This window comes from Stutzerimonas stutzeri, from assembly GCF_051028275.1.
Lineage (GTDB): Bacteria > Pseudomonadota > Gammaproteobacteria > Pseudomonadales > Pseudomonadaceae > Stutzerimonas > Stutzerimonas stutzeri_AS.
On record NZ_CP069269.1, the window covers coordinates 1,343,260 to 1,355,895 of the forward strand.

Here is a 12,636-nt window from a genome sequence, read left to right on the forward strand (position 1 = left end):
CAGGTTGCATGCCGTACGCCACTCAAGGCGTACGGTCTCCTCTCGAACCTGTTCAGACGGGTTCAGTTCGGCCGATGGCTGCCGACACTCATTGCATGCCGGAGGTCACCGTCTGCGAACCGGACACGGATCACGGCGGTCCGCTGATGTATAAAGCTCAAGGCTACGGATCATCACTGACGAGGTACGGATGAACAGCCGTAACAACCTGGACGAATATCAGCTCACGGTGCGCGGCTTGTCCGACCGCATCGTCGAGGCGCAAACCCCGGTGCGGGTGCTCGATGCGGTGAAGTGGGACGACAATGTCCGCCAAGGCTTCTTCGCAGCGGGGGGCCGCGAGCTGCCCAAGGTCGATCGTGCCTATTACGAAGGTCGACCGCTGGCCTTTGACTCCAGCGCCAAGAAAGAAGAATTCCAGAACATCGAACGTGACATCACCCGACAACTGGGGCAGTTCAACCCGGTCGGGCAGATCATGCGTCGCATGTGCAAGGAATACCGGATGGTGATCCGCATGCTGGAAGCGCGCGGCACCGCCGACTTCGGACTGATCTCCCAGGAGCTGTACGGTGCAGCATCGGATGCGTTTCACGCCGGTGACCCAACGTTGGCCGACCTCGGCCTGATGCTCTCTGATTACCTGAACAACATCGCCGACCGTGGTGACCTGAAAGACGAAGCCAAGGTACTGACCGCCCCGCAGGCGGTCGACATGCTGCAACGTCGCCTGGACCTGGTGTTTGGTGAGGGTGAGGGCGTTATTCGGGTATTCGAGTCCGATGGCATTCTGGCTGATGCCGCAGCCGGCGCCGACTACATCAAAATCCGCAGTGATGCGATGTTCAATGAGCGTGACGTGCGGGCGCTGGAAGTCCACGAGGGGCTGGTGCACGTCGGCACCACGCTCAACGGGCAGAATCAGCCGATCTGCACCTTCCTCGCCAAAGGCCCGCCGTCGTCGACGGTAACCCAGGAAGGCCTGGCAATTCTGATGGAAGTCATCGCCTTCGCCTCCTACCCGACCCGCCTGCGTAAGCTCACCAACCGTACCCGAGCCATCCACATGGCCGAAGAGGGCGCCGACTTCCTTGACGTGTTTGCCTTCTTCCGTGACGAGGGCTATGCCGCGGACGAGTGCTACAGCAACGCCAGCCGGGTCTTCCGTGGATCGCTGCCAGGCGGTCTGCCCTTCACCAAGGATCTGTCCTACCTGAAGGGCTTCATCATGATCTACAACTACATCCAGCTGGCGGTTCGCAAGGGCAAGCTGGAGCAGATCCCGCTGTTGTTCTGCGGCAAGACCACACTGGAAGACATGCGTACCCTGCGCCAATTGGTGGAGGAGGGGATGGTGGTGCCGCCAAAGTATCTGCCGCAGCAATTCCAGGACCTGAACGCGCTGTCGGCCTGGATGTGCTTCTCAAACTTCCTCAACCACCTGAGCCTGGATCGGATCGAAGCGGATTACGCCAATATAATTTAACGCAGGCACCGGACAGTGCCTGCTGGCCTCAATGACTATCAAGCAAGGATGCATGAAACATGGAAAACTCGGTCTTCGCTCGGCGTCCGAACGTAACGGATCGCACGGTATCTGCCGCCGTTTACAACCTGCTCATCGGCCTCACGCTCTGCTGGGGCTTCTTGGTTAACTGGTGGATGGTTGTCCACATTCCGGTCGAACCCATTCGCAGCATTGATCCTCTGCTGTTTTTTGGCGGTTACTTTGCCTGTTGCCTAGCAGGGATCTATCTGTTTCAACGCTCGAATCAGCCGTGGATCAGCTTCCTTGGCTACAATCTGGTCGTCTTGCCGTTCGGACTGGTGGTTAATCTGGTGGTCAGCCGCTATGACGCCAACCTGGTTCAGGAGGCCATCCGCGTTACGGCGTTGGTTACCGTAGCGATGATGGTGGCGGGCACGCTGTTTCCGCAGTTCTTCGAACGAATCGCCGGTGCGCTTACTGTGGCTTTGCTGGCTGTGATAGTCATCGAGTTGTTCGAGATGTTCATCCTGGGTGTTCGTCATGGGGCCATAGATTGGATCGTGGTCTTAATCTTCTGTGGCTATATCGGCGTGGATTGGGGCCGGGCGAACCGGATCCCGAAGACCGTGGATAACGCCATCGACAGCGCCGCGGCGCTCTATATGGACATGATCAACCTGTTCATACGTATTCTGCGTATCCTCGGCCGCAAGTAGCCGCGGGAAGGGCAGCCCGGTCGGCAGGTCTATAGCGTCGGGCTCGCTGCAACGAGAAAAGCCGGAGCGTCTGCTCCGGCTTTTCTATTTCAGCACCGCTTGATCAGAACAGCGTGTTCGGTAGGTAGGTCGCAATCTCGGGGAACAGCATGATGATGCCCATGCCGATGATGTTGACGATTACGAAGGGTATGACCGACCAGTAGATGTCCTTCATGGTGATGCCGGGCGGCACGATGCCTTTCAGATAGAAGAGGTTGAAACCGAACGGTGGCGTCATGTAACCGATCTCCATGTTGATCACGAAGAGCACGCCGAACCAGATGGGATCGAAACCGAGTGACGCGACAATCGGCAAGAACACTGGCAGGGTGATCAGCATGATGCCTACCGGATCGAGCAACATACCCATGACGAACACGATAGCCATCATGAAGATGACGATGGCCCAGCGGCCACCCGGAAGGTCCATCATTAGCCCTTCGATCAGCGACTGCGCGCCCATGCCCTGATAGGCCGAGCTGAACGCGTGAGCCGCGAACAGGATCCAGGCGATCATGCCAGTCAATTTAAAGGTGCGAATGGCCGCTTCCTGCAGGATCGGCCAGTTGAGCTTGCGATAGACGGCAGCGGAGATCAGCGCACCGAATACACCCATGGCGGCGGCCTCGGTCGGGGTCGTCAAACCGCCAATGATCGAGCCGAGCACCATGACCACAATGCCGATGGGCAGCAGCACGGCGCGTACCGCGCGCAGTTTCTCACCCCAGCTGCCGCGTTCTTCCTTCGGCAGGGCGGGGGCCAGATGAGGTTGCAGGAAAGAACGCACCAGCACGTAGGTGACCGTCAGCCCAACCAGTAACAGACCCGGCAGGACGCCAGCCGCGAACATCTTGCCGACAGACTGACCACTGATCATTGCGTACAGGATCATCATGATGCTCGGCGGTATCAGGATGCCCCAGCCTCCGCCGGTGTTGATGCAACCGAGCACCATGCGTTTGTCGTAACCGCGTTCGAGCATCGCCGGCAGGGCAATGGTGCCCATCGCCACGACCGCAGCTCCGCTGATGCCGACCATGGCGCCGAACACCGCGCAGATGCCCAGCGTGCCGATTGCCAGCCCCCCACGCATACCGCCACACCACAGGTGCATCATGCGATAGAGGTCGCGCGCCACGCCGGTTCGTTCCAGCAGCATGGCCATGAACACAAACAGCGGTATAGCCACCAGCGTGAAGCTTTCCATGGTGCCCCACATCTGCGAGGCGACCATGTAGAACGCGTCCACGCCCCATGTGAAATACAGAAACAGCACCGAGACACCGCCAAGCACGAAGGCCAGCGGTAGGCCAAGAACGAGAAAGAAGATCAGCGTGAGAAAAAACAGCAACGTGGTGATTTCGATGCTCATTGCGCATCCCCCGCGTGGCTGGTGTTGTCGCCTGATTCACGTCCCACCGCTATGAGGATGTCCTGCAGCAGCTTGGCGATGCCTTGCAGCAACAGCAGCAAGGTGCCGAGCGGAATCATCGCCTTGATCGGCCAGACCGGTGGGTTCCAGGCGGAATAAGAGGTCTCCATACCCTGAACTGACTCCCACGCCATGGAGCTTCCGAAATACAGCAGCGCAGCCATGAACAGAAAAAACATGCTCGAGGTGAAGATATCGACCCAGGCGCGTGTACGAGGACTGAAGGAGGCGTAGAGCAGGTCCACGTTGACGTGATCGCGGTGCGCCATGACGTAGCCGCCTGACAACACCACATAGGCGCCAAACAGCATTTGTCCAAGTTCATTGGTCCAGGATGTGGGGCTCGAGAACAGATAGCGCATGAACACTTCGAGCAGCAACAGCGCGAAGATGAGAAAGATCAGATAGGCCACCCAGCGGCCCATGAATTCGTTGAGCCGGGTGATGCCGTTGATGTAGGCATGGATCAGGCGCATGACTGGCCCCACGAGCAAAGGTTGAGCGAATCGCACCCCCGACGCGACCGCTTCGGGGGTGGGTCAGGCTAGGGGGTTACTGGTAGCCGAGGTCACTGAGGAAGGTTTTCAGCTTCTGCAAGGCTTCGGCCGACTTGTCGCTGCGCTTGCCTTCTTCTTCCCAGGTTTTCTTGGCGACTTCGCGGAGCCGTGCCTGAACGTCTTCAGGCAATACGTTGACCTTCACGTCCTGTTCTTTCATGGCCTTCTGCAACGCGATTTGTTCCTGGTACAGATACTCATTGGTGCGGTACCAGAATTGCTCGTCGAGAATCTGTTTGACGATTTCCTGGTCGCGCTCGGACAGCTTGTCCAGCGCCTTCTGGCTGATGATGATCACGTCAGTGCCGGCAATGTTCAGTGCCGGCCGCACATGATTTTTCGCCACTTCATAGAAGCTCATGCTCGCCGCGCCCTGGACCGCGCCCCAGTGGGCACCGTCGACTACGCCGGTATCGAGCGCCGGATACAGTTCGCCGCCAGGCAGATAGGTAGTGGAGGCGCCGGCCTCGTCGAGAAATTTCTGCAGCGCCCCGGATGAGCGGATCTTCAGCTTGGTGAAATCCTCCCAACTGTTGATCGGATTCTTGACCACCATTTCGGTTGGATAAACCTTGTCGGTCGACCAATACACACCGTGCTTCGCCGCTTCCTCGCGGAGCATGTCTTCGAAGCCCATCTGCTTATGGAAATACGCGGCCTCCCAGACATTCTGGAAGGCGAAGGGCAGCCCGGAGGCAATGCCGGCGAGGGTCATCTTGTCCTGCGCATAACCGGGGGAGATGGTGCCCATCTGAACGATGCCGCGGCTGACGGCATTGAAGGTTTCCTGTGGCTTGAACAGGGCGCCGGATTCAAACAGCTGCAACTCCAGACGACCATCGGTGCGCCGTTCGATTTCATTCTTGAGCCTGACGAGGCTGTCTTGATAGGAACTACTGGCGCTCGGCCAATGAGATTGCACCCGCCACTTGGTGACGTCTTGTGCGATGGCCATCTGCGGAGCGGTTGCCGAAACCGCCAGCGCAAGCAGGCCGGCGGGAACGAGCAGCTTCTTTAGTATGGATTTCATAACGCGTCCTCTTGTTGTAATTGTCTGGCTGCGGGCCATCTGGGTGCCGCTTAATCTCGCCGTTTGTTTCGCACAGCAAAACTAGTTTCTGCAAAGATGCTTGAAAACTAACATAGCGCAAGGCTTTTTCAAGCGCTAGCAGAAGGCTATCGCGGGCCTCGTTCGACTATCGATTGGGCTTCGCGTGTCGGCTAGTGCCTGTCAGCAGAGTCCTGGTTGAGCTTAGACGGTTCTGTTTGTGGGTCGTCATAATTCTGCATGATGGAACTGAATTTCGAATTGACGCGATGTTTAAGGCATGCCAGCTTCAAAGGGAGAGGACTCGCCACAACAATAATCGAGAGGACTCGCCATGCGCTTCCTTGCGGGAAAAACCCAGACGCAACATCCAGGCTCCGGCCTAAACGCGGATTTGCTGTGCCCGGTACAGTCACGATGAGCGGGCTGGGGACCGATCTGCCCGGTGATGCCAGCCAGCCCAGTCATCTGCCTTTCAGTGGTGGCAAGGATCTGCCTGGCTTTCATCAGGTGCTTGGCTATCGTCAAGTGTCCTGGACTGAAGACGAAGCTGTCATCGAGCTGGATGTCCAACCCTGTCACCTGAATATGGCCGGCGTGCTCCACGGCGGCGTGATGACAGCGCTGTTGGATGTCGTGCTGGCAGAGGCTGGGACCTATTGCCCTTATCCGGGAAGGGTGCGCAAGGCCGTTACCCTGGTGCTCAACACCACCTTTACCGGGCAATGTTCGGGCGGTGTGGTGCGCGCCGTCGGCCGACGACGTGCTGGCGGTAGCCGGATATTCAACAGCTCGGGAGAGATACGCGACAGCGAAGATCGCCTGCTGGCAATCGGCGAAGCGACCTTTCGCCTTCGCTCTGGCAGCGAGCAGCCTCAGGGCGTCCCGATGGATTTCCCTACACAGAACAACAAAAAGGAAAACGGCGATGTATGAACTGACCGGAAAGGCACTTGATCTCCAGCGACAGCTCACGGCGTTCATGGATGCGCATATCTATCCTAACGAGCATGTGTTCCATGAGCAGGTCGCTACCGCCAGCAACCGGTGGGCACCACCGCCGATCCTCGAAGAGCTGAAAGCCAAAGCCCGAGCGCAGGGATTGTGGAATATGTTTCTACCAGAGAGTGCACACGGCGCCGGATTGACGAACGTCGAGTACGCCCATCTCTGTGAAATCATGGGCCGCTCGCATGTGGCCGCTGAAGTGTTCAACTGCTCCGCACCGGATACCGGCAACATGGAAGTGTTGGCACGCTACGGAACGCCAGAACAGCAGGAACAGTGGCTCAAGCCGCTGCTCAACGGTGAGATACGCTCCTGCTTCTCCATGACCGAGCCCGAGGTCGCGTCTTCCGATGCCACCAACATCGCTTGCGAGATACGTCGCGAAGGCGATGAATATGTCATCAACGGGAAGAAGTGGTGGTCGTCAGGCGCAATGACCACCACCTGCAAGATCGCCATCGTCATGGGCAAAACCGACCCAGCGGCAGAACGGCACCGGCAACAGTCCATGATCCTCGTGCCGCTGGACACCCCAGGCGTCGAGATCATCCGTGCGCTCAACGTCTTCGGTTACGACCACGCCCCTCATGGCCATGCCGAGATCCATTACAACAACGTACGTGTGCCCGCGAGCAACATGCTGCTCGGTGAAGGTCGCGGCTTCGAGATCGCCCAGGGTCGGCTCGGTCCGGGCCGAATCCATCACTGCATGCGCACCATTGGCGTGGCCGAGCGGGCCTTGCAGGCCATGTGCGAGCGGGTGCATTCCCGTGTTGCTTTCGGCAAGCCGTTGGCCGACTTCGACTCGGTTCGCAAGGACATCGCGCGTTCGCGCATCGAAATCGAGCAGACCCGCCTGCTGACGCTGAAAGCGGCGCGCATGATGGATACCGTCGGCAACAAGGTGGCGCGGCAGGAGATTGCGATGATCAAAGCGGCGGCGCCAAGCATGGCGTTGCGTGTACTGGACCGCGCGATTCAGGTTCACGGTGCCAAAGGTGTCAGCCAGGACAGTTTCCTGGCGGCGGCCTGGGCACATCAACGCACCCTGCGATTGGCCGACGGCCCTGACGAGGTGCACCTGGACACCATCGCCAAACTGGAACTGAAAAACTACGCCAGCAAGCACTGAGCTCCGACAAAACAACAAAAAGGATGCCGTCCGATGACCAATCCGTTATTCGACCTGTCCGGAAAAGTGGCGCTGATCACCGGCTCCACCCGCGGTATCGGTCGTTCCATTGCCGAAGAAATGGCCCGCTGCGGCGCGCGCGTAGTGATATCGAGCCGTAAGGCCGATGCCTGTGAAGCGGTTGCCGCCGAGCTCAAGGGCGCAGGATTCGATGCGATCGCCGTGCCTTGCCACGTAGGCCGCAAAGAGGACTTGCAGCGCCTGGTCGATACAACGCTGCAAACCTGGGGGCGAATCGACGTGCTGGTCTGCAACGCCGCCACCAATCCGGTCTATGGCCCCACCAGCGAGCTGACCGACGACGCCTGGGACAAGATCATGGACACCAACGTCAAGGGCACCTTCTGGCTGTCCAACATGGTCCTCCCGCAGATGGCCGAGCGTGGCGAAGGCGCGGTCATCATGCTCTCCAGCATTGCCGGACTGCGCGGCAATACCGTGATCGGCACCTACGGGGTGTCGAAGGCGGCGGAAGCGGCACTGGCACGCAATCTGGCGGCGGAGTGGGGCCCCAAGGGCATCCGCGTGAACGCCATCGCGCCGGGGCTGGTGCGTACCGATTTCGCCAAGGCGCTGCTCGACGATCCCGAGCGCGTCCGTCGTGCGGCGGAGAAAACCCCGCTGCGCCGTATCGGTGAGCCAGTGGATATTGCCGGGCTGGCGGTCTTTCTCGCCGCGCCCGCCAGCGCCTACATCACCGGCCAGGTGATCGTGGCCGATGGCGGCGAAACCGCATGCTGAGGGCGCGGCGATGAACGAACCCGAACTGATCGACGTCCTGCCCGCGCATCGATTCGATGAGGCTGCGCTGATCCGATACCTGCGCCAGCTCCTACCGCAGATGGGCGATGACGTTGTGATCCGCCAGTTCCAGGGTGGCCAGTCCAACCCCACCTACCTGTTGGAAAGCGCCGGTCGCCGTTACGTGCTGCGCAAGAAACCGCCAGGCAAGGTGCTGCCGTCTGCGCACATGGTCGAGCGCGAATACACGGTGATCCGGGCCCTGTCCGAGCACACCTCGGTTCCGGTGCCGCGGGTACACCTGCTGTGCGAAGACGTAAGCATCATCGGTACCGCGTTCTATCTGATGGATCATGTGGACGGACGAATCTTCAGCCATCCGGCCCTGAAAGACCTGACCGCAGCCGAACGCCGGCCGATCCATATGGCTGCCATCGAGACGCTCGCCGAGATTCATCAGGTCGACGTCGAGGCGGTGGGCCTTGGCGATTTTGGCAAGGCGCAGGGTTATTTCGCCCGCCAGGTGAAACGCTGGTCTGGCCAGTATCAGGCGTCCCGGACGGGTGATATGCCGGCCATGGAGCAGCTGATGCAGTGGTTGCCTGAGCAGGTGCCACAGCGCGACGAATGCGCCATTGCCCACGGTGACTACCGCCTCGGCAATCTGATTTTCGATCCAGCGGAGCCGAGGGTAGCGGCAATTCTTGATTGGGAGCTGTCGACCCTCGGCCATCCGCTCGCTGACTTGGCCTACTTCTGTCTGCCGTACCACTTGCCGGCCGGTGTGGACGGCTTGCGTGGGTTGGTGGGCATTGACCTGCAGTCTCAGGGCATACCGTCCGAGCCAGAGGTGCTGCAACGGTACTGCCTGAAGAGCGGGCGCGACGGCATCGACGACTGGCATGTGTTCGTGGCGTTTTCGCTGTTCCGGCTCGCGGCGATTCTTCAGGGTGTGTATGCGCGGGCATTGCAGGGCAACGCCAGCAATGCCGATGCGTTGCAGGTCGGCCAGCGCGCCGGTTTGTTGGCCGAGGCCGGCTGGCGGATCGCTCAGAATGGCAGTGGGGGTACCGCATGAGCACACCGTTGTTACGCCGCGTTTTATTGACCAATGATGACGGCATCGCCGCGCCCGGATTGGCGCTGCTCGAGCGGATCGCGACGCGGCTGGCTGATGAGGTATGGGTAGTGGCGCCCGAGCATGACCAGAGCGGCACTGGACAAGGCATTTCGGTGCACGCCCCGTTGCGGGTGTATGAGCATGGAGCGCAGCGCTTCGCCGTCTCCGGCACGCCGTCAGACTGCGTGATGTTTGCCATGGCCGAGTGGCTGCAGGATTCGCCGCCTGATCTGGTGCTGTCCGGCGTCAACAGCGGCGCCAACATCGGCGACTCTGTGCCTTACTCCGGCACGCTTGGTGCGGTGCTCAGTGCTGATCTGCTAGGCCTGCCGGCCATCGGGCTGAGCCAGGCCTTCCTCGATCGCGCGCGGATGGATTGGTCCTGTGTCGAAAACCATGCTGAAACCGTGATCCGAGCGCTTTGGGCGCGTCGTGAGGGCGGCTGCTGCTGGAATGTGAACTTCCCGGCGTGCTCGGTCGACGCCGTCAGTCACCTGCGGATGACCCAGCAATCGCGCGGTTCGATTGCCCGTCCGCGTCTGCAGGCGGGGCGAGACGGCCGTGGCCTGCCGTACTGGTGGCTCGGCTTCGAGCATTCGTCTGCCCATATCGTCGCCCCTGAGGCCGACGTCGCTGCGCTGCGTGAAAAACGCATCGCTATCACACCCTTGCGCGACACCCGGCCCTGGCTCGAGTGGGGCGAAGAAAGGGCCATGGCCGACCTGGCCCTGTAATTGCGATCCAGGAGTTCAGTAATGTTCACTCGTCATCATGCGGTCTGGCCTGAGGATCTGCCCAAGCACCTGAGCGTGCCGGAAACCAGCCTGTTCACCAATCTGGAGATCTCCACGCGTCGCTTCCCGGGTAAGACGGCGATTGTTTTCTACGACACCTTGATTACCTACTCCGAACTGTTGAGCGAAGTGGAGGCTCTGGCCGGCTATCTACAGCAACTGGGCGTGGCCAAGGGCGACCGAGTGCTGCTCTACATGCAGAACTCGCCTCAGTTCACCGTCGCCTACTACGCGATCCTGCGCGCGGACGCGGTGGTGATCCCGGTGAACCCGATGAACCATAGCGCAGAGCTTGAGCATTACCTGCATGACACTAGCGCCGCCGTGTGTCTGTGCGGGCAGGAGCTCACCGGCTTCATCTCTCCGCTGGTCGGCACCGCACAGTTGCGTCATGTCGTCGTGGCGGCTTACTCGGAATACGTCCGGCAGCCCACCGATCTGGCATTGCCGGCCGAAGTGCAGGCGCCTGTCGCCGCGCCGACGTTTCCCGGCGGCATCGCCTGGCGCGAGGCGATCGCGGCGGGTCACCAGCCCGGCCCACACACGGCCGGCCCGGACGACCTCTGTGTATTTCCCTACAGCTCCGGCACCACAGGCGCGCCCAAGGGCTGCATGCACACCCATCGTTCGGCGATGGCGACCATCATCCATCGCATCGTATGGACCCATAGCACCAGCGAATCGGTGATCCTCGCGACACTGCCGTACTTTCATGTCACGGGCATGCAGGGGGCCATGAGCGGGCCGATCTACAACGGCGGCACCGCTGTGATCATGACTCGCTGGGACCGCAAGGTTGCGGCGCAACTGATCGAGCGGCATGCCGTCACCGGCTGGGTCAACATCGCCACCATGGCCATCGACTTCCTGTCCGATCCGGATCTGGAGCGCTATGACCTGTCCAGTCTGGTCAGTGTTGGCGGCGGCGGGGCTGCGATGCCCAAAGCGGTGGAGGAGAAGCTGCATCGGCTTACCGGCCTGCGCTACATCGAAGGCTATGGGCTTTCCGAAACCATCGCGGCCACCCACATCAATCCAGTGCCGCAGCCCAAGCCACAGTGCCTCGGCATTCCGGTGTTCGACGTGGACAGCCGCGTCATCGATCTGAATACCGGCCAGGAGCTCGGGCCCAATGAGATAGGGGAGATCATCAGCCGCGGGCCCCAGCTGTTCCAGGGCTACTGGAATCGCCCCGAAGAGACCGAGCGCGCGTTCATTCAACTGGACGGCCATCGATTTTTCCGCACCGGCGACATGGGCTACTACGATGAAGAGGGCTACTTCTTCCTGGTCGATCGGGTCAAACGAATGATCAATGCGTCTGGATTCAAGGTCTGGCCCTCAGAAGTGGAAAGCTTGATGTACCGCCATCCGGCTATTCAGGAATGCTGTGTGATCTCGCGGCCCGATCCGAAGCGCGGCGAGACGGTCAAGGCCTGCGTAGTGCTGCGTGACGGGCAGGCAGCGCAGGTCAGCGAGCAGGACATCATCGACTGGTGCAAGGCCGAGATGGCCGCATACAAGGCACCTGTCTACGTGGAGTTCGTCGCGTCCCTGCCTCGTTCTTCCACCGGCAAACTGATGTGGCGTGCGCTGCAGGAAGAAGAAAACCGCAAACACGCTGCTGGCACCGAGCAGGCCTGACGGCAGCGAAGCGATTGCAAGGCCCCGCACCCGATGGCGCCTTCGAAATGAACGGAGCAGATGCTATGCAAGATTCAACCGCTACGAACCGGGAAGCCGAATGGCAGGTGCGCAAGGACCTGGCAGCCTCCTATCGACTGGTCGCGCACTTCGGCTGGGATGATCTGGTGTTTACCCACCTTTCTGCCCGCGTGCCGGGCCCCGAGCACCACTTTCTGATCAACCCGTACGGCTTGCTGTTTCAGGAGATCACCGCCTCGTCGCTGGTCAAGGTGGATCAGGAGGGGCAGATCGTCCAGAGCGGCAGCTTGCATCGGGTCAACCCGGCCGGATTCACCATTCACAGTGCCGTGCACATGGGCCGCGAGGACGCCGGTGCTGTCATGCACCTGCACGCTGCCGATGGCGTGGCGGTATCGGCGCATCGCGATGGCTTGTTGCCGCTGAGCCAGACGGCCATGCTCTGCCTCGATCATCTCTGCTATCACGAGTATGAAGGCGTCGCGCTGGATCTGAGTGAGCGCGAGCGGTTGATCCGCGACCTGGGTGACAAGCGCATGATGATGCTGCGCAATCACGGGGTTCTCACGGCTGGCAGCACCGTCGCCGAAGCCTTCACCTACCTCTACTTCCTGATGAAGGCGTGTGAGATTCAGGTGCGCGCTCAGGCTTGCGGTCCGACCCACATGCCGTCGGCAGCCGCCATCGAGACCACGCGGCAGCAGTCCGCCGAGCTGGGCATGGCCGCCAAGCTGACTTGGCCTGCCTTGCTGCGCCTGCTTGAAGCCAATGGTCATGTCTATGCGATATAGCGCTACGCTAGCGTCCCGGATGTCTGCCAAGGAATAAAACC

Annotated in this window: 12 protein-coding genes; 9 read left to right on the plus strand and 3 right to left on the minus strand. The window is 60.5% G+C overall.

Annotated features, from left to right (window positions below; translation table 11 throughout):
- Window positions 1-190 precede the first annotated feature (190 nt).
- The gene (locus JQR87_RS06190; RefSeq protein ID WP_407291621.1) at window positions 191-1,486 is read left to right on the plus strand and encodes a flavohemoglobin expression-modulating QEGLA motif protein; all 1,296 of its coding nucleotides are present in this window, start codon (window positions 191-193) and stop codon (window positions 1,484-1,486) included.
- Between the two features lie 59 nt (window positions 1,487-1,545).
- A complete protein-coding gene (locus JQR87_RS06195; RefSeq protein WP_407291620.1) occupies window positions 1,546-2,205 on the plus strand; it encodes a Bax inhibitor-1 family protein in 660 nt (219 codons plus the stop codon).
- A 103-nt stretch (window positions 2,206-2,308) separates the two neighbouring features.
- Here JQR87_RS06195 and JQR87_RS06200 read toward each other — a convergent pair whose 3' ends face one another.
- From JQR87_RS06200 to dctP, 3 genes are all read right to left on the minus strand, one after another.
- Complete coding sequence (locus JQR87_RS06200; protein ID WP_407291619.1) at window positions 2,309-3,619, minus strand: TRAP transporter large permease; 1,311 nt, start codon at window positions 3,617-3,619, stop codon at window positions 2,309-2,311.
- On the minus strand, window positions 3,616-4,155 hold the full coding sequence (locus tag JQR87_RS06205) for a TRAP transporter small permease subunit (RefSeq protein ID WP_407291617.1): 540 nt from the start codon (window positions 4,153-4,155) through the stop codon (window positions 3,616-3,618). Before JQR87_RS06205 ends, JQR87_RS06200 begins: the two co-directional genes overlap by 4 nt.
- A 76-nt stretch (window positions 4,156-4,231) precedes the next feature.
- Window positions 4,232-5,266 carry a TRAP transporter substrate-binding protein DctP gene (dctP, locus tag JQR87_RS06210; protein ID WP_407291616.1) on the minus strand — a complete coding sequence of 345 codons (1,035 nt, stop codon included), beginning with the start codon at window positions 5,264-5,266 and terminating at the stop codon, window positions 4,232-4,234.
- Between the two features lie 435 nt (window positions 5,267-5,701).
- Here dctP and JQR87_RS06215 point away from each other — a divergent pair, with 435 nt between their 5' ends.
- From JQR87_RS06215 to JQR87_RS06245, 7 genes are all read left to right on the plus strand, one after another.
- Entirely contained in the window at window positions 5,702-6,220 is a 519-nt protein-coding gene (locus JQR87_RS06215) for a PaaI family thioesterase (protein ID WP_407297806.1), read from the plus strand.
- Window positions 6,213-7,424 (plus strand): acyl-CoA dehydrogenase family protein, encoded by a 1,212-nt coding sequence (locus JQR87_RS06220; RefSeq protein WP_407291615.1) that lies wholly within the window; start codon window positions 6,213-6,215, stop codon window positions 7,422-7,424. The genes JQR87_RS06215 and JQR87_RS06220 overlap by 8 nt, the downstream gene beginning before the upstream one ends.
- Window positions 7,425-7,457: 33 nt before the next feature.
- Window positions 7,458-8,225: an SDR family NAD(P)-dependent oxidoreductase gene (locus JQR87_RS06225; protein WP_407291613.1), complete on the plus strand. Its 768-nt coding sequence runs from the start codon at window positions 7,458-7,460 to the stop codon at window positions 8,223-8,225.
- Window positions 8,226-8,235: 10 nt separating this feature from the next.
- Entirely contained in the window at window positions 8,236-9,303 is a 1,068-nt protein-coding gene (locus JQR87_RS06230; RefSeq protein ID WP_407291611.1) for a phosphotransferase, read from the plus strand.
- Complete coding sequence (gene surE / locus JQR87_RS06235) at window positions 9,300-10,079, plus strand: 5'/3'-nucleotidase SurE (RefSeq protein ID WP_407291610.1); 780 nt, start codon at window positions 9,300-9,302, stop codon at window positions 10,077-10,079. Before JQR87_RS06230 ends, surE begins: the two co-directional genes overlap by 4 nt.
- Before the next feature lie 21 nt (window positions 10,080-10,100).
- Window positions 10,101-11,783 carry a long-chain fatty acid--CoA ligase gene (locus tag JQR87_RS06240; RefSeq protein WP_407291608.1) on the plus strand — a complete coding sequence of 561 codons (1,683 nt, stop codon included), beginning with the start codon at window positions 10,101-10,103 and terminating at the stop codon, window positions 11,781-11,783.
- 65 nt (window positions 11,784-11,848) lie between these two features.
- Window positions 11,849-12,595, plus strand: a complete 747-nt coding sequence (locus JQR87_RS06245) for a class II aldolase/adducin family protein (RefSeq protein WP_407291607.1) — start codon at window positions 11,849-11,851, stop codon at window positions 12,593-12,595.
- The last annotated feature ends 41 nt before the right edge of the window (window positions 12,596-12,636 follow it).